The following is a 24,653-nucleotide window of genomic DNA, read 5'->3' as shown; positions in this document are numbered from 1 at the left end:
GCGGGGCTCAGAAAGATTTCTTAGCTCCGCTTTTTTATTTCTAAAACCCTAACTAAAACCCTATTTAGGTCGCGAGTGTTGCGGCGCAATTAATATTTCAACCCTTCGGTTTTTAGCATAATCTAATGCCGTTTTCCCTAATGAAATAGGCTGAGTATCAGCCAAGCCAACTGCTTCTGCCTGATTTGGACGAATAGATCCATCCCTAACTAAATATTCAATAACGCTTGCGGCTCTAGCACTAGAAAGCTCCCAATTGGATCTAAAACGACCACCCGAAATGGGTCTACTATCTGTATGTCCAATGACTCTTAAATCGACCGGCTCATCTCTAAAAGCAAAAAATTTTCTAAGCAAGTTCTCAAAACGTAATTTTAGATCAGCCCTACCTGGGTCAAAAGCGATTTGTTCTGGAAACACTAATTTAATTTGATTGTTATCCGCATCGTACTCAATTTTGATTTCATTGTTTTGACTTGCATCAGAATAGGTCTCAATTAAGCTATCGTATAGAGGTTTTAAGTCATCCACCTGTGAAACTTCGACTGGAGGAGAATCAGAAACCTTATCGACCTCTTCAACCTTTTCTTTTGATAAGATGGAATTAAAAAACTGCTCCTGCTCCGGAGTCAATTCACTACCGTTTCCCAAGGTTTCATTAAGAGATTCTACAACCGCTTTATATTTAGGCACATCAGTACTAGACATGGCATATAACAGCACAAACATCGCCATCAATAAAGACATTAGGTCGGCAAAAGTTGCTAACCAGGCTGGACCACCTTTAGCTTTCTTCGCCATCAGCTTTGGCCTTGCTATTTATTTGTAGATAAGGAGCTAACAAATCACGCATAACGGCAGGATTATGCCCTTGTCCAATACTATCAATCGCTTCAATAATCAGCAACTCACGATCGGATTCATTTTGCGCCCAAGACTCAATTTTATCGGCAATCGGTAGTGCCATAAGATTCGCTATCATTGCGCCATATAAAGTGGTTAACATAGCAACTGCCATCGAAGGTCCAATCGCTGCTGGGTCGCTTAAATTAGAAAGCATTTGAATCAAACCCACTAAGGTTCCTATCATTCCAAAAGCGGGTGCCGCGTCACCAATAGAACGAAATACACCGGCACTGGTTTCCGCTTTTTCTACTAATAATTTATTTTTTTCTTTTAATGTTTGTTTCACCATCTCCAGTGAATAGCCATCAACCAACATCTTTACGCCAGAACTATAAAACTGATTATTTAGTTCATATGACTCCATCGCAAGGACACCTTTACCTCGAACTAATCTCAGTAAATCTTCAGTAATATCCACTAATTCATGAAAATCTTTAACTTCAGAGCTTACCTTTAGCACACTAAAAGACATCCCAATCGCTCTAAAACTATCAGCCATTGAATAACGAATCATCGTTGCCGCAATAGTCCCGCCCACTACAATCATCAGGCCTGGTAGATTTACAAACATCGAGATAGACGAACCCATGGCCATTGCAATTAAAACAATAGTAATACCGGCAACAAGGCCTATTAAGGTTGAAAAACTCATAAGTTATATTCTTTAATATCGTTAAGTTTATATTTAAATAATTTGCATGAACGCGGTGAGAGAATATTTCTTGTAAAAAACATCCTATTTATGCGGTTTTTTATTCATACAAAAGCCTAGAGCAAAGCTCTATATTTAAGCATTAAGCAAAATATTATCCAATAAACGGGTTTTTCCTAAACGTGCCACGGCTAGAATCACCTTTTTATTGGTTAGCTTATCTGCAGGTAATAATGTTATGGCATCACAGACCTGAACATAATCCACTTGATCAAACCCTTCCGTCAATAAAGATTGTTTTGCTGATTCACATAGAGCATTAAAATTGAGATTGCCAGAATCAATAGCAACCCTTATATTTTGTATAGTCGTAAATAACTTGGGAGCAACGTTTCTTTGTTCGGTAGTTAAATATTGATTACGAGAACTTAAGGCCAATCCATCTTTATCTCTAGCAATTGGCACTGAGATAATTTCAATCGGCATTGCCAACTCAAAGACCATTGCTTTTATGACCGCTAACTGCTGAAAATCTTTCTGTCCAAAAAAAGCTTTATCTGCTTGTACCATATTAAATAGCTTTGCAACAACGGTGGTAACGCCATCAAAATGCCCAGGACGCTTTGCGCCTTCTAACAAAGAAGTAAGTGCTTCTGGCACACTGACTTGAGTTTGAGCTAATCCATTAGGATATACCGCTTCAACACTAGGGTAAAAGACCGCATCAGTTTGCAGTTGAGCCAATTTAGCCTGATCTTCATCAAATGTACGTGGATAACTATCAAAATCTTCATTAGGACCGAATTGCATCGGGTTAACAAAAATACTCACCACGACTTTGTCACAAGTTTGTTGTGCTTTTTTAACGAGGCTGAGATGACCATCATGTAAATTTCCCATGGTTGGAACAAACCCAACTTTATGACCAGATTTTTTCCAATCAGAGACTTGCGAACGTAGCGCACTCACTTCTTCAAAGATTTGCATAAAGACCTTATTTAAGAACACTGAATCAATTAAATAACCCTCTGATAAATTGAGGGAGAGTAAAACATTAACTAAGATATTTCGAGTATATGTATTTTATGATTGATTAAACAAACCTTTTACCACGAAGACACGAAAGCACGAAGATTTCTAATATCTAATACCAACTTAAATTTAACGAATAACCAAACTAAACGTAATAAATTAATCGCTGTTAAACTTTACAAATACGGAGTTTATAGGCGTGACTTAAGATTGTTAGGCTATGATTTTCGAATCACTTTTATTTGTTTTTTTAACCTTCGTGCCTCTGTGTCTTCGTGGTTAATTTTTACAATACTGGATAATCAATCACAAAATACGGATACCCGATATTTCTTAGCTACAAATAATATAAAACCTTACAAAACTCAAGCTCTAAGGTTAACCAACCAGATGAGCTTCGCTAGGAAATAATTCGGTTTTAACCTCTGAGACATAAGTGGTTAAGGCTTGCTGTATTGAGCTAGATTGTGCCATAAAATTTTTTGCAAACTTGGGTGCCTGACCAACAGTAATACCTAACATATCATGCAAAACCAAAACCTGACCACTGGTATCTTTGCCCGAACCAATCCCTATAACAGGAATACTTAATTGCTTAGTCACCTCTTTAGCCAGTTCTGCGGGAACGCACTCTAAAACAAGCATTTCTGCACCCGCGGCTTCTAGAGCAATTGCATCTGAAATTAATTTCTGTGCTGATTCAGAATCTTTACCCTGAACTTTATAGCCATATTTTTCAACTGACTGCGGTAATAAACCCAAATGCCCGCAAACCGGAACACCTAAAGCAGAAAGCGCTGCAACCGATTCGATTACACGCTCTCCTCCTTCTAGCTTTACCATATTTGCCCCACCCTCTTTCATTAAGCGTGCAGCATTTCTTAGCGTCATATCAATTGAGGTATCTGACATAAAAGGTAAATCTGCAATACACCAGGCCTGGTGATTACCTTGTTGAACCATTTTAGTGTGATAAACCATATCATCCATTGTAACGGGTAAAGTCGTTTTATGACCTTGCACTACCATCCCCAAAGAGTCACCAACTAAAATCACCTCAACGCCAGCTTCCGCAACCCAGTAAGCAAAGCTTGCATCATAAGCTGTTAAACACACAATTTTTTCATTGCTGTTATGCATCTTTTTTAGTTTTAAAAGCGTTATTGACATAGCTTTTCCTAGATAGTTAATGAATAAATGACGTTCTAATTTAAATAGAGTTTTTCACGAATGAATCTCGTGCAAAGCTATCCTAAAGGCATTAAATATGAATCTGTAAGAGTAGAAATTAGATTTTCAACCTTACCTTTATTAGGAATCACCAGGCCTGGTGCAATTTCAGACAATGGAATCAATACAAAATCACGCAAAGCAATTTGTGAATGAGGCACAACTAAATCTTTGCTATTAATCAGATTGTTTCCAAAAAGAAGAATATCCAAATCAATTAAGCGCTCACCCCAATGACGTTTTTTTATTCGCCCTTGTTCTAATTCAATCGTTTGCAATCTTTTTAGTAAATCTTCCGCTTCCAATTCGGTTTCAATTTCACAAACCGCATTAATAAAATCGGGCTGGTCTTGTGGTCCTAATGGCTTCGAACTGTAAAAAGAGGAGCGTTTAATCAGTTGAGTAAAAGGCATTAATGCAATGGATTTCATTGCTGTATTTAATTGTTCGACAGGATTAGATAGATTACTCCCCAATCCTATATAAACAGTATTAGTAGACATAGAAAACTCTCACAAAACCAATCTTAAATCACATTAACCATGATTAACCGGGTTAAGAATCACCCTCACCAGACTGACTTCTTTTACGATAGAAGTTACGATTACGACGAGTACGTTTTTTACGTTGAGGTTTTTCAACAGAGTTGGCAAAAGCAACCTGAGCAACAGGATCTTTTTCTTGGTAAACCGTCCACCAATCAAATATAGACTGAACTTCGGTTTCACCACCCGCAGCTCGAACACCTAAAAAATCATATGCCGCTCTAAAACGCGGATGTTCTATAATTTTTTGAGCTCTATCCCCATGACGTTTGGGCAAACGATGTTGTAAATTCCAAATATCTCGCATTTGAGCTGTAAAACGTTTAGGAATAGCCGTACGCTTAATTTGTTGTTCGATGACATCATTACAAGCTGCGTGAAAGGCATCTTGGTGAGCGAAACCTTCATCTAAAAAAGTTTGTTTGCGCTGTAACATTGGCTCCCAAAGCATCGCTGCAAATAAAAAGGCAGGATTTACAGACTTACCACTTTGAATTCTAGCATCTGTACTTTTCAATGCTTCAATAATCATCATGCGCGGAAAGCCGTCTTTTTCGTCAAAAAGAGCCTCTTCTGTTAAAGGGAATAGATGTTCAAACAAACCGTAATGACGTAATTTCTCAAAAACCTCAATGGCAACACCACTATGAAAAAGTTTCAAGACCTCTTCAAACATACGGGCATTAGAAACATCTTGTAACAGAGGCGCCAAACCCACAATCGGTTTTTCAGTTTTCTTTTCAATGTTAAACCCTAATTTAGAAGCAAAGCGTATTGCTCTGATCATACGAACAGGGTCTTCACGATAACGCGTTTCAGGGTCACCAATTAAACGTAACTGGCCTTTATTAATATCCTCTAAACCACCTGTGTAATCGGTAATTGAGAAAGTCTTAATGTCATAATACAAAGCATTAACAGTAAAGTCTCGGCGCCAAACATCTTCTTCAATCGTACCGTAAACATTATCCCTTAGCAGTCGTCCACTATCATCCACTTGACGAGCGGGGCCAGAAACTTTTCCTTTACGCCCAAAACGATCTTTACGTCCATCACCATCACCTTGCCCACGAAAAGTAGCCACTTCAATCATCATGCGGCCAAAACGAACATGTGCTAAACGGAATCTGCGCCCAATTAAACGACAGCGTTGTTTAAAAACACTTTTTACTTGATCCGGTTCTGCATCAGTCACCACGTCAAAATCTTTAGGCTCTAACCCCAATAATAAATCTCGAACACAACCGCCCACCAAATAGGCATCATAGCCACCACGCTTTAGGCCGTATAGAACATCTAAAGCAGATTTATCGATTTCTTTTCTTGAAATTCCATGTTTTTGACGTTTAACAATGACCGGAGGTTTAACCCCTGCTGTAACATGTATGGGAAGATGTTTTGCCCTTGAAAAAAAGGCGCTGATTTTACGAATAATTCGTTGCATAAAGTAGTATTGATTTAGTGTTCACAGAATAGAACTTCATTTTAGCGTGTTTTAAAGATACTGCAATCAATAAGGTTTCTTTTTGAGGTTTATTATCCAAAACCTCGTGGTACTTAAATTTTTAAATTAATGTTTTAGTCATAAGAAATTATTTTAAAACCCTTAAAATAACTACAAATAATATCTCATAAATTAAAAAAGAGCATAACAATGACCAAAACTAAAAATCCTATTATTTCATTTGGCTTAGTTTTCTTACAATTTTTTCTAATTGCGCTACTTCTTCTAGAACTGCCGCTAAGCTTCAATATGACAATTTTAATCATTCAAGGTATCGCAGTATTTATTGGACTATGGGCTATACAAAGCATGCATTTAGGTCACTTTAATATTGTTCCCGATCCAATGCCAGATATCCAATTAATCACACATGGCCCTTATCAATTTATTCGCCACCCTATGTACTTTTCAATAATCTTATTCTTTTTTCCTCTCGTCATTTTACAACTTAACTGGTTTGCTTTAGCCCTCTACTTATCTTTATGCACAACACTACTTATAAAGCTAACCTACGAAGAACGTCTGCTCACTGAAAAACTAAATGACTACGCTGAATATCAAAAGAAAACTAAAAAACTAATCCCATTTATTTTTTAATCAAAAAGTCTTATATAGTCATGCATAAATAACAAAAACCAAGCCTACCCTAGTTATTCAGACTATAAAATGCGAAAATACCGTCCATTCACATAACTCAAAAAGCCGCCATAGGCACAGAATAGAAAGATTTATATGACAAATACTAAACCTACTTTATTAAGCGGAATTCAGCCTTCTGGCGATTTAATGATTGGTAACTATATTGGCTCAATTAAAAACTGGGTAAAAATGCAGGATGATTACAACTGCCTTTTTTCGTTAGTCAATATGCACGCTATTACGGTTGAACAAGATCCAAAAGCCTTACATCAACGTAGTTTAGATTTTGTAGCCCTCTACCTTGCTGCGGGGATTGACCCAAACAAAAGCACTGTTTTCATTCAATCACACGTACCAGAACACTCTGAACTTGCCTGGATACTTAACTGTTCAACCTATATGGGTGAACTTAACCGAATGACTCAGTTTAAAGACAAATCGGCCAAACACGCTCAAAATATCAATGTGGGATTATTTGATTATCCAGTATTAATGGCTGCTGACATTCTTCTATATCAAACCGAGATGGTTCCCGTAGGTGCAGACCAAAAACAACACTTAGAACTAACGCGCGACTTAGCAACCCGTTACAACAACCGCTTTGAAAAAGAAATCTTTAAAATACCAGAGCCCTTTATTCCGCCCACAACCTCTGGTGGACGCATTATGAGTTTGCAAGATCCTTTATCTAAGATGTCAAAATCAGATGAAAACAAAGGCAACTTTATCGGCCTGTTAGACGACCCTAAAACCATAATAAAAAAATTCAAAAAAGCCACGACAGACTCGGGTGCTGAAATTCATTATGACCTAGAGAATAAGCCAGGTGTTTCTAACCTTTTAACCATTTACTCTGTAATTAGCGGTAAATCCATACCTGAAGTAGAAGCGCATTTTAAAGGCAAAATGTATGGGCACTTAAAAGTAGAATTGGGTGAATTGGTTGTAGATTATTTAGAGCCCATGCAAAAACGTTTTTATGAGATTCGTGATGATGAAACCTATCTTCGCGACATTCTAAAACAAGGAGCATCAACAGCTCGTGAGCAAGCACAGAAAACGCTTAAAAACGTACATGAAGCCATTGGATTTGTTTTACCTTAACCCATAAACATCTTCACCACTTAAATACTAATAAGCCCCTAAAAATCGGGCTTTTTAGTCTTTATGAGACCTTTGCATGAGATAGGTGCGAAAGAAAAATGAGGAAAAATTTGCCTGATTGCGGCGGAAAACGCAGGGAATAGCTAGCTATTCGCAAGTTTTTCAACAAAAATCGGGGAAATTTTAACCATTTTTACTCGCGCATACTCTCGTGCAAAGGTCTCATTTAAATTTAAACTCAATTTAAAACTACCAGGCCTGGTAGCTTTTACCCCGTTCTTTCAGAATTGAATGGTTCTCATTATTCCTAATACGTAAATTTATAGGCAACAAACTCTTACACAACACGTTGTTGAATAGGAATGTTTATGCCGATAAACTAATAAATTTAAACAATAAAAAAGCCCCGTTAGTTTTCTCTAACGAGGCTTTAAAATATGGTGCGCCCGAAGGGAGTCGAACCCCTAACCGCTCGGTTCGTAGCCGAGTACTCTATCCAGTTGAGCTACGGGCGCTTTGTTTGTTGAGGCGTATTATAGAGAGAATTTGCTAGGAGTCAACTCTTTATTTAATACTAAATTTCAACGGGTAGAAATGGCGGAGACGGAGGGATTCGAACCCTCGATAGAGCTACAAACCCTATACTCCCTTAGCAGGGGAGCGCCTTCAGCCTCTCGGCCACGTCTCCAATTTCTGGTGCGTATAATACAAGGTTAAGCTCCGCTTGTAAACGATGTTTTAGTCTTTTTTAACTTTATTTATAGCCAATGGTTTGGAATGCTCAAAAAGCAACATTGATAGAGCGTTAATCAAGTTGAGGGCTTTGTTTATAAAAGAGTGTTAATTGATGATATACCGCTGGAAATACTCTTTTTAAAACGGCAGGCGCTTCAAAAAAATATTCTGTAGACACTGCAAAAAATTCAGCGGGATTAGTTGCGGCATAGGGATTAATTGCTGGCTTTCGACCTTTTATCAATTGTTGACAAAGTGATTCAAACGCCTCTTCAAAAGCCATAAACCACTCTCTTTCATTCATATCTGCATGCAATGGCGGATGCCCATTTGTATCACCATCCAACATATCTAACTTATGTGCCATTTCATGCATTAAGACTTGATTTGCATGTGCTCTTAAGCGATGAGGCTTATCATCATTCCAATCAATGACAATTCCGCCTTGGTATTGCGTTTCTCCCGATTCCAAACCTGACTGACTAACCAATACACCATTTGGACTAACAATATTTTCTCTACCATTTAAAAATGGCATTGGGTAAACAATGATTTGGCTCCAATTACGCAACCAACTCATTGCAGAACCCTCTTTAGCGAGTTCAAAGCCATAAACCATAATTGCGGCTTGAGTGGCAATGATGACCTTAATTTCATCTGTAAAGACCATTCCTTTAATGGCTATAAGATGCTTAGTTCTAAGAATTTCACTTGCTAATAGTCTTATCTGCATGCGTTGCGAAGAATGATATCGCTGCATAATAGGCATTTTACGAATGGCTTGATGCCATAGTTTGAGAGGGATTTTATTGCGTTTTAGGTGAAGGGCTAAAACTTGATGTTGAAGTTGTTGAATGAGACGCATGATTAGTCCAAAAAGCTAATATATTAGCATATTTAAGCAGACCAATTAGCGCAACGATAACATCCAAAGCAACCCTAAAAGAGTTAATAACTTAAGAGACCTTTGCACGAGATAGGTGCGAAAGAAAAATGAGAGAAAATTTGCCTGATTGCGGCGGAAAACTTAGGGAATAGCTAGCTATTCGCAAGTTTTTCAACAAAAATCGGGTGAATTTTAACCATTTTTACTCGTACATACTCTCGTGCAAAGATCTCTTTAAATTATTAAGCTGGTACAACCTCTTCATCGCTTTTATAATAATTATTATCTTGGATTTTACCCTCTAATAACAATTCTTCGCGATGAATCATAACGTCTTTGGGAGCATCAATTCCAACCCTAACTTGCCCCCCCTTTACCGCTAAAATAGTCAGTCTGATATTATCACCAATGACAAATGACTCATTTTCTCTACGCGTTAAAACTAACATTATGCATCCCTGTATATATGAGTTAAATTTATGAAGCTAATCCAGTATATTACTTTTACTAAGACTTACATAATTAATCGTATTTATGCGTAAAATAAGAAAATTCTAATACTTAGCTAAAAGTATAAGATATTTTTGTATAAAAAAACCTGCTGAAGCAGGTTTCTAGAAAGGGTATAACTTTATCTATTTATCGACTATTGCATTGGTCTCTGATTATTTATCTAATTCAAAAGCTTCATGCAATGACTGTACCGCCAACTCTAAACAAGGTTCATCAATCACAACAGAAATTTTTATTTCGGTTGTACCAATCATTTGAATATTAATATCTTTATCTGCTAACGTCTTAAACATAGTACTTGCAATGCCCGAATGTGATTTCATACCCACACCCACCATAGAAATTTTAACAATAGAGTCATCAGATAAGACTTCACGCGCGCCCAGTTTAGCAGCAATACTTTCTAAAATTTCAAACGCAGTTTCTCTATCATTACGACTTACCGTAAAGGTAAAGTCTGTATTACCATCAACCCCTTGGTTTTGGATAATCATATCAATTTCAATATTGGCATCTGAAATAGGCCCAAGAATCTGATAAGCCACTCCTGGCTTGTCTGGAACACCTAAAATCATTAACTTAGCTTCATCTCGACTAAACGCAATCCCTGAAATGAGAGGCTTTTCCATATTACTATCCTTAATATTATCTTCTGTCGTTATTAAAGTCCCGCCACCTTCTTTCATGGAAGACAGAACTCTTAAAGGTACTTTGTATTTGCTTGCAAATTCTACTGAACGTATTTGTAAAACTTTAGCCCCTAAACTTGCTAATTCAAGCATTTCGTCATAGGTAACTTTATCTAATCGCTTAGCTTCAGGAACAACCCGAGGATCGGTGGTGTAAACGCCATCTACATCGGTATAAATCTGACATTCATCAGCATTTAATGCCGCCGCTAAAGCTACTGCGGTAGTATCTGAACCACCTCTTCCCAAGGTAGTAATATCACCATCAATTGTCATTCCCTGAAAACCAGCAACCACAACAACATTACCTAAAGAGATTTGATTTAAAATCTTTTCACCGTCAATTTTCTCAATACGTGCTTTGGAGTGAACATTATTCGTGGTAATCGGTACTTGCCAACCCGTATAGGAGACCGCAGGGCAATCTCTTTCTTGCAACGCCATACTTAATAATGCAATCGTAACTTGCTCACCGGTCGTTAGTAAAACATCCATCTCTCTTTTAGATGGGCGAGATTGCATCTCTTTTGCTAAAGCAGTTAAACGATTTGTTTCACCACTCATTGCCGATACAGCAACCACAATCTGATTACCTTCACGAACACTTTTAGCGATTTGATTTGCTACATTTTGAATACGCTCAACATTTCCTACCGAGGTGCCACCAAACTTTTGAACAATTAATGCCATTTTCTGTATATCTTTATGTTGAAAACTTTTCACGAATCCTTCTCGTGAAAAGCTCTCATATTATTTTTTTGTTTGCGATTATTATCGCAAACAATCTCTTATTTTGATTCTGCCCAAGCTTTAACAGAAGCCAAGGCTTCAGCCAATTTACTTGGATCTTTACCACCCGCTTGAGCCATATCTGGACGCCCACCACCTTTACCACCGACTTGCTGAGCAACATGATTTACTAGCTCACCCGCCTTAAAGGTTGCAGTGACTTCTTTAGAAACACCTGCAACTAAGGTGACTTTTTCACCATCGACTGCCGCTAAGACAATAGCCGCAGGCGCCAGCTTGTCTTTTAATTTATCTAAGGTTTCGCGTAGAGTGTTAACATCAGCACCTTCAAGCTTAGCAGCAAGTACACTCACATCACCGACTTTAATGGCTTGATTCGCTAGATCATCACCTTGTGAAGCGGCCATTTTAGATTGAAGTTGCTTAAATTGCTTTTCAAGCTCTTTATGTTCAGAAACCAGTTGAGCAACTTTAGTTTCAACCTGATGCTTATCAGATTTAACCGTATTAGCAACATTCAACAATGTTTTGTCATCTTCATAAATCGCCGCCCAAGCACCTTCACCTGTCACCGCTTCAATACGGCGAACACCTGAAGCAATACCGGTTTCTGATAGCAATCTAAATGGCCCTATTTGCCCTGTAGAACAAACATGAGTTCCACCACATAGTTCAACGGAGAAATCCCCCATATCAACTACGCGAACAACATCTCCGTATTTTTCGCCAAACAGTGCCATTGCACCTTTTTCTTTGGCCGAATCAATATCCATTTCATTGGTGCCAACAGGATTGTTTAGCATAATGTTTTGGTTAACCAACTTCTCAACTTCCAGCAATTGCTCGGCTTTAATTGGCTCAAAGTGTGAGAAGTCAAAACGTAAACGTTCTGGAGTCACTAAAGAGCCTTTTTGCTGTACATGCGTACCCAACACGGTTCTTAATGCTGCATGCAATAAATGCGTAGCTGAGTGATTACGTTCAGAAGAGCGGCGGCCATTAGCATCAATACGTGCTGTTAAAACTTGACCAACAGAAACAGAACCGGCTGTTGCCGTGCCCATATGTAAGAAGGTTTTTCCTTGTTTTTGGCAGTTATTCACATGAAAACTATTCATGCCTTCAGTTAAACTTCCCGTATCGCCAACTTGACCACCCGATTCAGCATAAAAAGGTGTTCTACCTAAAACAATAACAGCATCAGTGCCTTCTACAATTGAATCAACCGAAGTACCATCAACAAAAATTGCCATTACCTTAGCTTCAGCTTCATCGCGGTCATAACCCACAAACTGAGTTTCGCCGGTATAATCAATTTTACCAGCGGTTTGTGCCGCAAAATTACTTGCCGAACGAGCACGCTCACGCTGTGCTTCCATCGATTTTTCAAATCCAGCTTCATCAACGGTTAAGTTCTTTTCTCGTGCAACATCAGCAGTAAGATCTAACGGGAAGCCGTAAGTATCGTAAAGTTTAAAAGCAATTTCACCCGCAATAACCGAATCTTTCATACCTGCGATATACTCTTCTAACAGCTTCATACCATTTTCAAGAGTTTCTGCAAAACGCTCTTCTTCTAACTTTAAAGCGCGTTCTACATTAGCCTGTTCTTTAACCAACTCAGGATAAGCTTCACCCATTTGTTCAACTAAAACGGGAACAAGTTTATAGAAGAACACATCATTCATACCCAACTTATAACCATGACGAATTGCGCGACGAATAATACGACGTAATACATAACCTCGCCCTTCGTTAGAAGGTAAAACACCATCTACAATCGTAAACGCACAAGAACGAATATGGTCAGCAATCACTCGTAAAGAGCTATTGCTTAAATCGGTTTGATTGGTTAATTTAGCGGCTTGTTTTACAATCGCTTGGAACAAATCAATATCGTAGTTATTATGCACGTTCTGCATAACCGCTGCTAAACGCTCCAACCCCATACCCGTATCTACCGATGGTTTTGGTAAAGGCGTTAAAGTGCCGTCTGCTGCACGTTCAAATTGCATGAACACCAAGTTCCAGATTTCAATATAGCGGTCACCATCTTCATCAGGCGAACCTGGAGGTCCACCCGCTACATCTGCGCCGTGATCATAAAAGATTTCGGTACAAGGCCCACAAGGTCCAGTGTCACCCATTTGCCAAAAGTTATCTTTAGCACCACAACGTGAGAAACGCTCAGAGCTTATCCCCATATCTTTTAACCAGATATTTGCCGTTTCGTCATCTTCTTCAAATACGGTTACCCAAAGTTTTTCTTCTGGAAGGTTTAGCTCTTTGGTCAAAAAGTTCCAAGCGAATTTAATCGCTTCTTGCTTAAAGTAATCGCCAAAACTGAAGTTACCCAACATTTCAAAAAACGTATGGTGACGGGCGGTATAGCCTACATTTTCTAAGTCATTGTGTTTACCACCCGCACGAATACAACGTTGCACACTAGTTGCACGAGTATAGTCACGCTGCTCTTGACCTAAAAACGTCTCTTTAAACTGAACCATTCCAGCATTGGTAAATAACAATGTTGGATCATTACCTGGTACAACCGGACTAGAATGAACGGCTGTGTGGTTTTGCTTAACGAAATAATCTAGAAAAGCTTTTCTGAGTTCGGCACTCGTCATAATGAAAATAACCTTAAAGTTTATAAATTTTGTAATTCTGTTTGTAATTCTGTACTAGTAATTCAGTATCAGTTGATTTTAGAGACTCTTGTAAAAGTCTCTTTAGTTTCTCTAAACTCAAAACCAGCTTAAGAAAATCGTCTTAGGAAAATCGTTCTATCTGCTTTTTATTTAACGAAGCTTTTATTTAACGAATCTTAGTTTAACGAAACGATTTCCAAATCGTACTCTGAGAAAAGCCACGGCTCTGCAAAAAACGCATACACCTTGCTTGTTCTTTTTGTTCAGCTGGCTTTTTACAGCTACCATACTTTTTGTATAAAGCGTCTTGAGCAAGTTCAACCCAATCCGATTCATCCCAATCTAATGCGGCTGAAATCTGACCTGAATCATGACAATTCTGCTGTAACTTCTGCCGAATTTTTTGCGGGCCATGGCCTTTATCAACATAATTACGAACCGCTTGTTCAATATAACGCTCATCGCTTTGCCAATTGTTTTCTTGGCAAAGCGTCAATACATCAGTCACTAATAATTTAACCAGGCCTGGTTGTTCTGCATACTCTGCCAATAACTCTGAGGTTTCTGGAAACTTAGTTAATAACTTCTGTTTTAACTCTTTAGCACCATGTTCACGCATAGCCAATAAGGCAACCGCTTTGGCTTCAATTTTTTTTGCGAGTTCAGCGGTATTTTTTACTTCTGAAGATAAAGAATCACTCTCTCCAAAAGCAGAATGCGGATTAGGTTCAATACCTAAATCCGCTCCTGATTTCATTGCTAACTCAGCTAAAAACTCTTCTGCATTTTTCAAGGTGGCTTTATACCTCAACTAAGCAACTGATTAATTTACTCAGCAACTTACTCAGCAACTTCTTCAGATTCGTCAATGGCTTTAGGCTGTGGCATTATCGCTGTCTTAATTTTATCCATCAATTCTGCGGCAATTTCAGGGTTATCAATTAAATACTGACGTACATTATCTTTACCCTGACCAATTTTTGCACCGTTATACGCGTACCAAGAACCCGATTTATCAATCAACTTTTCTTTAACACCAAGATCAATAATTTCACCTTCACGAGAGATACCTTGGCCATAAAGAATATCAAACTGTACTTGTTTAAAAGGTGGAGAAACCTTATTTTTAACCACTTTAACGCGCGTTTCGTTACCTAAGATTTCATCGCCTTTTTTGATCGCACCAATACGACGAATATCTAAACGAACTGACGCATAGAATTTCAGTGCATTACCGCCCGTTGTGGTTTCAGGGTTACCAAACATTACACCAATTTTCATACGAATCTGGTTAATGAAAATAACTAAAGTATTTGTACGCTTAATATTGGCGGTTAACTTTCGTAACGCTTGCGACATTAAACGTGCTTGAAGACCCATATGAGAATCCCCCATATCACCTTCAATTTCTGTCTTAGGTGTTAAAGCAGCAACCGAGTCAACTACCACAACATCTACCGCACCAGAACGAACCAATGAATCAGTAATTTCTAGAGCTTGTTCACCGGTATCTGGCTGAGAAACTAATAAGTTATCAACATCCACACCGAGTTTTTCTGCGTAAAGAGGATCTAAAGCGTGTTCTGCATCAATAAATGCTGCTGTACCGCCTGCTTTTTGCATTTCAGCAATCGCATGTAACGTTAAAGTGGTTTTACCTGATGATTCTGGACCATAAATTTCAACAACACGTCCTTTTGGCAAACCGCCTATGCCCAATGCCATATCCAAACCTAAAGAACCAGTAGAAACCGCTTCGATATCACGAGGCACCGTACTGTCGCCCATACGCATAATTGAACCTTTACCAAACTGTTTCTCAATTTGGCCTAAAGCGGCATCTAATGCTTTTTTCTTATTATCATCCATCTAGTGCGATCCTTTTGGTTTTCGGCTTAGACTATAAGTCTTTATAAGTCTTAGGCGATAAAAATTTAGCTATGCACTTTTAATGCATTTCTTAACTATTTTATTCAAGCTTTTGAAAATTCTTTATTTTGATTTATCAAAAATTAGTCTTATGAGACCTTTGCACGAGATAGGTACGAAAAAAATAGGCGTGAGTACCCCTTGAGGGTAAAAAATTTGCCTGATTGAGGCGGAAAACGCAGGGAATAGCTAGCTATTCGCAAGTTGTCGCCCAACGGAAGTACCCTTGGGGTACAACAAAAATCAGGTGAATTTTTACCCTCAAGGGGCACCTAGAACCATTTTTACTCGTGCATACTCTCGTGCAAAGGTCTCTTATTATTTCCAATAAAAAACCCTTGTTTGCCAACCTGCCTTCAACAATCTTTTAAAGATAGATATTAAAGGCAAAACACATGGCTAAAACAAAGGCTTAGCAAATTCTATTTTTAATCTAAAACCCTTTTAAAAACAAATATCTTATTCTTTTTCTAAGCGCTTTAGAACAGTATAAATTTCACAGGATTTATTTAATCTTCGCCCTAGCAAAATTTTAAACGCGAATTATCCCATAAAATAAATTTAAATCCTAGTAGAGACCGTAATTACCAATCAAGCAATCAATTTCATTATGCCCATTAACGCCGCTTCAGTTGTTTTTTCTCTTACCGCTTGTCTATCACCGTCAAACAAAAACTGTTGAGAAATAACCTCTTCTTGCCCTTGTACAGCCCAAGCAAGCCAAACTGTGCCAACGGGTTTGCCAGGTGCTCCGCCCCCTGGTCCTGCAATTCCGCTACAAGCGACACTCACTTTTGCGTGCGATTGCTGCAAAGCACTTAATGCCATCTCTTCCACACACTCCTGGCTAACCGCACCTTTTTTCTGAATGGTTAGCTCTTTTATACCGAGCATTTCGCGTTTAGACTCATAACTGTAAGTAATGTAAGCACGGTCAAACCAAGCCGTACTTCCGGCAACAGAAGTTAATGCTTCAGCAATCATTCCACCCGTACAGGATTCAGCCGTAACCACCATAGAGTCATAATCCACTAAAGCCTTACCCACTTGGGTTACCAAATTTTCAAATTTCATATTTAATATCCATATATTTCTTTAGCTTTACGGGAGGTTTGTTCAAGAGGGGCTCATGAGAATAATGTGGAAAAACCTATCGATCTGACTTATCTGAAAATGCAGCCAATCGCTAGCAATACTTGCTATTTGCAAGTTTTTTAACGACAAGCCGATAAATTTTACCCATTTTTATACGATTATCCATTTAATGCAAAGCTCTCTTTATGCTTAATTTATGCTCAACCTAAAAAGATCAATCAAACCCCATATCAATTGCATAAATCTAACAGGGGCTGAGGTTTACCAATACCATACCCCTGCACAAAATCAATGCCCAAGTCTTTCAATTGCTTTAATATTTCATCATTTTCAACAAATTCAGCAACTGTTTTCAAACCAACAACCGTTGCAACTTCATGAATCGATTTCACCATTGCCAAATCCATTGAATCTTCACAAATATCTTTTACAAAAACGCCATCAATTTTTAGGTAATCAACAGGCAGATTTTTTAAATATCCAAACGAAGACAAACCACTTCCAAAATCATCTAAGGCAAATCTCACCCTTAATTTACGCAGTTCTTCAATAAAGAATATGGCATCGGTCATATTGCTAATGATTGTTGTTTCGGTAATTTCTATACAAATTTTAGAAGAAACTTGCTGATATTCATCAAATAATCTTAATACAAACTGTAAAAACTCATAATCCGTCATCGATTGCGCTGAAACATTAATTGAAAAATACTCTACATTGGCTAATACCTTTGGACACGAAGCCAAGGTTGATAGCGCCTTTTTAAAGACCCAACGATCAATTTCTGTGACTTTGCCATAACGCTCCGCTGCAGGCAAAAAAGCTCCAGGTGGGATTAAACTTCCATCGTCATTCTGAATACGCACTAATATTTCATAGCTAGAAAACTTCCCCTCTCGCTCAATCACTGGAACAATAGGTTGTGCATACAAAACAAAACGTTCGTCATTAAGCGCTTGTTCAATGCGAGATATCCACCCCATCTCTTTTTCTCGCATCTGTAATAATTCGTCATCTTGAGTATAAAAATGATATGTATTTCGGCCTGTATCTTTAGCAGCATAACAAGCTGAATCCGTCCATTTTAAGACCTCATCTGCACTGGTCATATCGGCATCTATTTCAACGATTCCAATACTTACCCCGATTCTAAAACTATTTTCTTGCCAATAAAACTGGTAATCACCTATTGATCGAATCATAGATTTCGCAGCATTAATTACCGCCTCATAATTACTGTTCTCGAACAAAACAGCAAACTCATCACCACCTAGGCGGGCTAGTGTGTCTGATGACCTTACATGTGGCTGAATAATTTTGGGAACCTGTCTCAACAGCTCATCTCCTGCTGAATGACCACAAGTATCATTAACAATTTTAAATTGATCTAAATCTAAATAAAAAACATAATGAATTTCATTGTTTTGCGCTCGCTGTAATAACAAGGAAAGTCGACGTTCGAATTCATATCGATTTATCAATCCTGTTAATGCGTCATGGGATGCTTGATAGGAGATTTTTTTTGCTATCTTTTGGCGTTCGGTAATATCTTGCGCCTCTGCAACTAAGTTAGTGATATTGCCAGTCGAATCAAAAATGGGCGTTATAATAAAATTAACTTCCATAAACTGATTTTCGCCAAATTTTAAGGTCATTTCCCTTTCAATTTTTTCTCCTGTTGCGGCTTGTTTTAAATCAGCTTTAAGATTTTCCACTGCTTGAACATTAAAATCCCACCAATAACTTTCATAAAGCGAAAGCCCTTGAACATCTTTAATATCTAACCCGGTTTGTTGAATGGCTGTTTTATTAACCAACTCAATACGGCCTTCTGAAGATAATAAAAACGTAAATGTTGATAGCGCATCCGTAAAAGTATGAAGACGTTCTTCAGAAATTCTTAATTGAGATGAAACCTCTTTTTGCATATCTAAATTTTTCAACAAAAGCCGTTGTTCGTTTCTAGATATACGCTGTAGATAAACCAATATAAACAGTACAAAAGCAATAAAACTAAATAAAACCAAACTAAAACGAAATTCTGAATCTTTTATTTTACTCTCAATATTACTTACTAGGGCTTTCTCTGATTGATTACCAAGGTCATCAATCTTAGTGATTTGTGCTAACACTTGATTTTGTCCGGGAATCGCTTTTTGTAATAACAAAGAAACAGCATTATTTCTTTCATGCCCTATAAGCAAATTAGCTACTTCCAACTGCAATGGTGCATTTTTTGCTGTTAACGCGTTTTGAATTGCCATTAAATCACGTTCTTGTTCTGTGATTTTTAACTCCATAAATTGACTGCGAGCCTGCATAAAATCTGTGGCATCTGCACTCAAACTTTGATTAAGTTCATCAAGCACAAAGTCATCCTTTTCAGCTAACATTTGCAGTAAAATAAGCGAGCGTTCTCTGGCAGAATTGAACATTTTATTGAGGGCTACACGCTTGTGCTGCTGCAAGGTTAATTGATCAGAAATTGCCTGGTAATTTGTTGAGACATTTTTAAAAGCACCATAAATAAAAAAGATAGATACAAATAAGATTGCTGTTACAAATAACATGATTTTTTTGTTCAAAACAGCACTCCTTCAGTATCATAAATAATATTACAAACAATCATTCAAACTTGTGATTAAAGCTCTCTCAAAAAAGCTTATCATGAACAGGTTTACATATCATTATTTCAAGATAAAGTTTATTTTTGCTAGAATAAGTTTTTGAACTTACTTTTGAAAAAATACTCTATTTTTTACAAAAAGTCATATTATTCTCCCTTAACCCTCAAATTTTAAAGATAAACAACTTCGTGAATTCAGCAATCAAACACACCCCAATGATGCAACAGTTCTTGGCTATTAAAGAACAACATCAAAACCATCTTTTGTTTTACCGCATGGGTGACTTTTATGAGTTGTTTTTTGAAGATGCCAAAAAAGCTTCAGAATTATTAGAAATCACTCTTACGGCTCGTGGTAAATCTGGTGGTGAGCCCATTCCAATGGCAGGGATTCCACACCATTCTGCTGAGGGCTATTTAGCAAAACTGGTTAAACTCGGTGAATCGGTCGCTATCTGTGAACAAGTCGGTGATCCAGGAACAAGCAAAGGCCCGGTTGAACGTAAAGTGGTCAGAGTCATTACTCCCGGCACCCTAGTAGAAGAAGCTCTGCTAGAAGACAAAAATGAAAACTTGTTAGTAGCAATCACTCAGCAAGACAATCAATATGGATTAGCCTATTTAGAGGTTTCTAGTGGCCGATTTGAAACCACACAATTGACCTCTTTAAATCAACTATTATCAGAAGTCGAACGCTTAAAACCCTCTGAGCTATTAGTGCCCGATGACGATTTATTTAGAGAGCAACTTCCTAAAAATATATTGAATCAACCAGGCCTGGTAAGATACCCAAGCTGGCATTTTGATGTTTCCAGCTGTCGTAAACGTTTGATATCTCATTTTCAAACTCAAGATTTAGTTGCTTACGGCTGTGAATCACATTCGGCATCAATTAGCGCAGCAGGAGTCATTTTGCACTATGCGCAGAGTATGCTTCAAAGTGATTTAAGTTATATTTCTAGCCTGCACACCTATCAAACCACCGACACCTTAGTTTTAGATGCCATTAGTCGTCGTAATTTAGAAATTGATACCAATTTATCTGGTGGAACCAGCAATACTCTAGCCGCAATTTTAGACCATACAGCTACCGCAATGGGAAGCCGATTACTTAAACGTTGGCTTAACCAACCGCTGCGAAACCGCACCATTATCAACCAACGTTTAGATGCCATTGAAACAATTTTAACTAACCATCAAGACGATGAACTGCGAACCACCTTAAAACAAGTGGGAGATATGGAGCGTATTTTAAGCCGTGTGGCTTTAGGTTCCGCTCGACCGCGTGACTGCCTACATCTTGGCAGAACCTTAAACGCTTTACCCGATTTTCAAAACCAACTTGCCAACCTTAATCAAGCCAAAAAACTTAACGAGCTTGCTCAAAGAATGAGTACTTTTCCAGAATTGGCCGAGCTATTAGACAGAGCAATTATTGATAACCCTCCCATGTTAATTCGTGATGGTGGAGTCATTGCAGAAGGCTACGATACTGAACTTGATGAGTTACGTAACTTAAAAAATGAAGCTGGCGATTATCTCTTAGCGCTTGAACAACGAGAAAAAGAACGCACAGGTATATCCACCTTAAAAGTCGGTTATAACCGTGTGCATGGCTACTACATTGAAATCAGTAAACTACAAAGTGCCAATGTTCCTGCCGAATATATTCGTCGTCAAACCTTAAAAGGCCAAGAACGCTATATTATTCCTGAACTTAAAACCTTTGAAGACAAGATTTTAAGTGCGGGCGAAAAAGCCCTTGCTCGAGAAAAATGGCTTTACCAAGCCCTATTAGAAAAACTAAACCAACATTTAGCTGAACTACAAAATTGTGCCAGTGCCTTGTCTGAATTAGATGTTTTAGTCAACTTAGCACAACAAGCAGTTCGTTTAAATTTAACGCGTCCCGTGCTAACAGAACAACCAGGCCTGGTCATTGAACAAGGCCGCCATTTAACGGTTGAAGCCGTCTCTAGCGAACCGTTTATTCCTAACGATGCCTTATTTAATGAGACGCGTAAATTACACATAATTACCGGACCAAACATGGGGGGTAAATCCACCTATATGCGTCAAACGGCACTGATTACCTTAATGGCATTTATGGGAAGTTACGTCCCCGCTGATAAAGCCGAACTCGGGCCCATTGACCGAATATTTACCCGTATTGGCGCCTCTGACGACTTAACATCTGGGCGTTCAACCTTTATGGTAGAGATGACTGAAACCGCTAATATATTGCATCATGCAACAGAAAACTCATTGATTTTAATGGATGAAGTCGGTCGAGGAACCTCAACCTTTGATGGACTAGCACTAGCCTGGTCAATTGCAGAACACATTGCCCAAAATGTAAAAGGTTATTGCCTATTTGCAACCCACTATTTTGAACTCACCACCTTAAACGAACAGTTTAACAACACCATTAATGTGCATTTAGACGCCATTGAACATCAAGACAGCATTGTGTTTTTACACCAAGTTCAAGATGGCCCTGCATCTCAAAGTTATGGCTTACAAGTGGCGGCTCTAGCCGGAGTGCCCCAAAACGTAATACAGCTTGCTAAACAACATTTAACCCAACTGGAAAACCAGGCCGTAACTCAAAAATCAGCAACGCCCGTTAATAAAGAAAATCAAGCCGCTCAAGCCGCTGAACCCACTCAGCAGTTTGATATGTTTAGTTATGAGACTAACCCTGCACTTGAAAAAGTTGAACAACTTTTACAAGAAATTGACCCTAATGAGTTAACCCCCAGAATGGCCTTAGATAAGGTTTATCAACTTAAAACTCTATTAAAAAAATAAAATGGCTAATCACTCAATCAATCAATCAATCAATCAATCAATTAATGAATCACTCGAATTAACTTCAAGCAAAGACTCATGCTCTTGATCTGATATGACTCTGGCGATACCAAATAAACCAATAATTTCGCCATTTTGATCCTTGATTGGATATTTACGATTATCTACCCAACCTTTATTGCCCTCATCATCTAAGGTAGGCTGGTACTCTTGAGCGACCTCGACCTCACCACTAAAGATCTGTTTTTCAAGTTTAAAATACTGATCGGCATACTCTTTTGGAAAAACGTCATAATCGGTTTTACCCACCAACTCAGCTCGGTCTTTGACATTTGCAATCTTTACTAAAGTTTTACTTGCCGCAGTAAAGACATGATAGCGATCTTTAAAATAGATATAGTCGTTGGTATTTTCTAGCATTGCATGAAAATTGTAGACCAATAAAGCATCTCCAAATGAAGAATGAAGACTTAGACTCTCAAACAACTCTAGCTTAATCAAACCTAGAGAACCTTGAATTTTACCCGGTTCAAAATAGACCTCTAGGCTAGTAATTTTTGCATCTCCAACAAGATTTAAAATTCTAAAAGAAGATCGCCATAAAAGGGTTTTAGAGCTATATTGTTGACTTAATTCTGATAATTGCAAACCGGTTTCGGCAAACCTTTGAACCAAATCAAAATCATCGGGGTGTAAAAACTCTCTTATACAATGTTCTCCGTCAAGCAGCCTACTAGCTTGAACCCCCATTAATTCGAAAACGTTTTCACTGACTTCGCAAGGCTTAATACAGCCATCCGTATTTTTAAAGCTGCGAGTTTTATCAAGCTCTCTAAAACTATCCGCATCAAAACGAATAAAGACAAAATCGCCTTTTTTATGGAGAACATTATCCAAAACCTCTTCAGAACTTGTCTTACAAAGATTGATTCGATTACGGCCTATGGCTTTACTTCGATAAAGCGCATCATCAGTCAGCTTATAGATTTGCTTAAAATTTTGAACCTGAGCTATATCAGAATGATATACACCAATACTAATCGTTCTTTTAATTTCAAAATCATGATATTTAAAAATATGTTTTTCAAATGTTTGGCGAACGTCTTCAGCTTTGGCTTTGGCATCCTCTAAAGAGGTGCCTTCAAACAAAATAACAAACTCCTCACCACCTGTTCTATAAATTAAATCTGTTTGTCGGACAGATTCAATTAATATTTGAGCACTCTCTTTTAATACAAAATCTCCAGCTTCGTGACCATAGTCATCATTAACGCTTTTAAACCAGTCAATATCAATCATTAAGACCGCAAATGGGGTGCTGTATTTTTTGTTCAGCTCAAGAATTCGCTCAGTACTTTTTTCTAAGTTCAGTCTATTTTGCAACCCAGTTAAAGCATCTTTTGATGCCAAATCTGCTAAAGTTTGATTTGCACGTTCTAACTTTAAGGTTCTTAACTCTACTTGGTATTCAAGCTCACGCTTATATCCAGTATGTTTATTAGCATATTCAGTGAGTTTACGAACCAATGGCTGAAAAATAAAAAGTGCTTCAATCACCAAAGCAATAAGTGTCAAAAACCAAACATTCGTTTCTATTGATTTAAGGGTTGAGAGCTTGTCCTCCCCCTCTTTTTGATATATTTTGACGGCGTTATCAAGCTCTGGCAAGAGAAGAACTGACAGCTGACTTAAGTGAGAAATTTTCTCAAATCCCTTGCCAACAACTACTTCTTTATTTAATGTTTGAGCTAGCGCCAAAAAACTATCAACCTTTTTAGCCAGTTGAGTCGAACCAAAATACAACTCCTTTAATTCAGGTGACAAAGCATGATTACCATGGCTTAAAAATTTTCCGGTTCTTAACTGATGATTAGCCGCAGCCATTTCATTAATGTTTCTTTCTAAACGATGACTAAAAACCATTAACTCTGTATTTAAATTATTATCAGAATTATTCGTCATTTTTTCCCGAACAACTTTAATTCTATAAACATCTAGCACAATAGTTTGGCTGAGCATACGTTGTTTACCCGAAATATTAACCAAATAAGCAGAATTATTTGAATCTTTAATTGCCATTATCAAAAAAGTAAACGCAAGAGTAACAAGCAATGCAATCAAAGATAAAGCCAAGGTATAACGTATGATTAAATTTTTACGCAGTCCAACGAAATCTAGAGTGGTCATAAACGGCCTTCAAACTGAAGCAGAGATAAAAGGAAGATAGATTTAAAATACAATAAGATTTTATTTTAACCGATTGCTATTCCAATAAAAACAATTGATTAACCACGGTTTACTCAATGCTAAAAGCTTAACTTTATCTGATTGTTTTTTACACTATAATGCACCCTAT

At 37.9% G+C, this 24,653-nt stretch carries 18 protein-coding genes and 2 tRNA genes; 3 read left to right on the top strand and 17 right to left on the bottom strand.

The window, feature by feature from the left end:
- Window positions 1–60: 60 nt before the first annotated feature.
- From BS34_RS0103280 to pcnB, 6 genes are all read right to left on the bottom strand, one after another.
- Complete coding sequence (locus tag BS34_RS0103280) at window positions 61–801, bottom strand: OmpA/MotB family protein (RefSeq protein WP_029407123.1); 741 nt, start codon at window positions 799–801, stop codon at window positions 61–63.
- Window positions 785–1,558 (bottom strand): motility protein A, encoded by a 774-nt coding sequence (locus tag BS34_RS0103275; RefSeq protein ID WP_029407122.1) that lies wholly within the window; start codon window positions 1,556–1,558, stop codon window positions 785–787. The genes BS34_RS0103280 and BS34_RS0103275 overlap by 17 nt, the downstream gene beginning before the upstream one ends.
- Window positions 1,559–1,693: 135 nt before the next feature.
- Window positions 1,694–2,545 (bottom strand): pantoate--beta-alanine ligase, encoded by an 852-nt coding sequence (gene panC / locus BS34_RS0103270; RefSeq protein ID WP_029407121.1) that lies wholly within the window; start codon window positions 2,543–2,545, stop codon window positions 1,694–1,696.
- Between the two features lie 423 nt (window positions 2,546–2,968).
- Entirely contained in the window at window positions 2,969–3,760 is a 792-nt protein-coding gene (panB, locus tag BS34_RS0103265) for a 3-methyl-2-oxobutanoate hydroxymethyltransferase (RefSeq protein WP_029407120.1), read from the bottom strand.
- 77 nt (window positions 3,761–3,837) lie between these two features.
- Window positions 3,838–4,323 carry a 2-amino-4-hydroxy-6-hydroxymethyldihydropteridine diphosphokinase gene (folK, locus tag BS34_RS0103260; RefSeq protein WP_038126256.1) on the bottom strand — a complete coding sequence of 162 codons (486 nt, stop codon included), beginning with the start codon at window positions 4,321–4,323 and terminating at the stop codon, window positions 3,838–3,840.
- A gap of 52 nt (window positions 4,324–4,375) precedes the next feature.
- Window positions 4,376–5,809 carry a polynucleotide adenylyltransferase PcnB gene (gene pcnB, locus BS34_RS0103255; protein ID WP_029407118.1) on the bottom strand — a complete coding sequence of 478 codons (1,434 nt, stop codon included), beginning with the start codon at window positions 5,807–5,809 and terminating at the stop codon, window positions 4,376–4,378.
- Window positions 5,810–6,019: 210 nt separating this feature from the next.
- Between pcnB and BS34_RS12495 the strand changes: the two genes are divergently transcribed.
- Both BS34_RS12495 and trpS read left to right on the top strand, forming a co-directional pair.
- Window positions 6,020–6,466: a methyltransferase family protein gene (locus BS34_RS12495; protein ID WP_051640656.1), complete on the top strand. Its 447-nt coding sequence runs from the start codon at window positions 6,020–6,022 to the stop codon at window positions 6,464–6,466.
- Between the two features lie 135 nt (window positions 6,467–6,601).
- On the top strand, window positions 6,602–7,612 hold the full coding sequence (gene trpS, locus BS34_RS0103245) for a tryptophan--tRNA ligase (protein ID WP_029407116.1): 1,011 nt from the start codon (window positions 6,602–6,604) through the stop codon (window positions 7,610–7,612).
- A 438-nt stretch (window positions 7,613–8,050) separates the two neighbouring features.
- Here trpS and BS34_RS0103240 read toward each other — a convergent pair.
- From BS34_RS0103240 to BS34_RS12490, 10 genes are all read right to left on the bottom strand, one after another.
- A tRNA-Arg gene (locus tag BS34_RS0103240) sits at window positions 8,051–8,127 on the bottom strand.
- 80 nt (window positions 8,128–8,207) lie between these two features.
- Window positions 8,208–8,300 (bottom strand) — tRNA-Ser (locus BS34_RS0103235).
- Window positions 8,301–8,417: 117 nt separating this feature from the next.
- Window positions 8,418–9,212 (bottom strand): M90 family metallopeptidase, encoded by a 795-nt coding sequence (locus BS34_RS0103230; protein ID WP_051640655.1) that lies wholly within the window; start codon window positions 9,210–9,212, stop codon window positions 8,418–8,420.
- A gap of 263 nt (window positions 9,213–9,475) precedes the next feature.
- The gene (csrA, locus tag BS34_RS0103225; protein ID WP_029407114.1) at window positions 9,476–9,682 is read right to left on the bottom strand and encodes a carbon storage regulator CsrA; all 207 of its coding nucleotides are present in this window, start codon (window positions 9,680–9,682) and stop codon (window positions 9,476–9,478) included.
- Window positions 9,683–9,898: 216 nt separating this feature from the next.
- Window positions 9,899–11,125 (bottom strand): aspartate kinase, encoded by a 1,227-nt coding sequence (locus BS34_RS0103220; RefSeq protein ID WP_029407113.1) that lies wholly within the window; start codon window positions 11,123–11,125, stop codon window positions 9,899–9,901.
- Between the two features lie 98 nt (window positions 11,126–11,223).
- The gene (gene alaS, locus BS34_RS0103215; RefSeq protein ID WP_029407112.1) at window positions 11,224–13,815 is read right to left on the bottom strand and encodes an alanine--tRNA ligase; all 2,592 of its coding nucleotides are present in this window, start codon (window positions 13,813–13,815) and stop codon (window positions 11,224–11,226) included.
- 202 nt (window positions 13,816–14,017) lie between these two features.
- Window positions 14,018–14,629: a regulatory protein RecX gene (locus BS34_RS0103210; RefSeq protein WP_029407111.1), complete on the bottom strand. Its 612-nt coding sequence runs from the start codon at window positions 14,627–14,629 to the stop codon at window positions 14,018–14,020.
- 47 nt (window positions 14,630–14,676) lie between these two features.
- The gene (recA, locus tag BS34_RS0103205) at window positions 14,677–15,705 is read right to left on the bottom strand and encodes a recombinase RecA (protein WP_029407110.1); all 1,029 of its coding nucleotides are present in this window, start codon (window positions 15,703–15,705) and stop codon (window positions 14,677–14,679) included.
- A gap of 651 nt (window positions 15,706–16,356) precedes the next feature.
- Window positions 16,357–16,839, bottom strand: coding sequence for a CinA family protein (locus tag BS34_RS0103200; protein WP_029407109.1), 483 nt, complete (start codon window positions 16,837–16,839; stop codon window positions 16,357–16,359).
- 251 nt (window positions 16,840–17,090) lie between these two features.
- A complete protein-coding gene (locus tag BS34_RS12490; protein WP_158660968.1) occupies window positions 17,091–19,445 on the bottom strand; it encodes a putative bifunctional diguanylate cyclase/phosphodiesterase in 2,355 nt (784 codons plus the stop codon).
- A 230-nt stretch (window positions 19,446–19,675) separates the two neighbouring features.
- Between BS34_RS12490 and mutS the strand changes: the two genes are divergently transcribed.
- Complete coding sequence (mutS, locus tag BS34_RS0103190; RefSeq protein WP_369699481.1) at window positions 19,676–22,297, top strand: DNA mismatch repair protein MutS; 2,622 nt, start codon at window positions 19,676–19,678, stop codon at window positions 22,295–22,297.
- 33 nt (window positions 22,298–22,330) lie between these two features.
- Here the strand turns inward: mutS and BS34_RS0103185 are convergent, their stop codons facing one another.
- Complete coding sequence (locus tag BS34_RS0103185; RefSeq protein WP_029407106.1) at window positions 22,331–24,484, bottom strand: diguanylate cyclase; 2,154 nt, start codon at window positions 24,482–24,484, stop codon at window positions 22,331–22,333.
- Between the last annotated feature and the right edge of the window lie 169 nt (window positions 24,485–24,653).

The sequence above is a fragment of the Thiomicrorhabdus sp. Milos-T2 genome (assembly GCF_000702325.1).
Taxonomy (GTDB): domain Bacteria; phylum Pseudomonadota; class Gammaproteobacteria; order Thiomicrospirales; family Thiomicrospiraceae; genus Thiomicrorhabdus.
The sequence above is the reverse complement of the archived record's forward strand: the minus strand, read 5'-3'. Positions and strand labels throughout refer to the sequence as shown.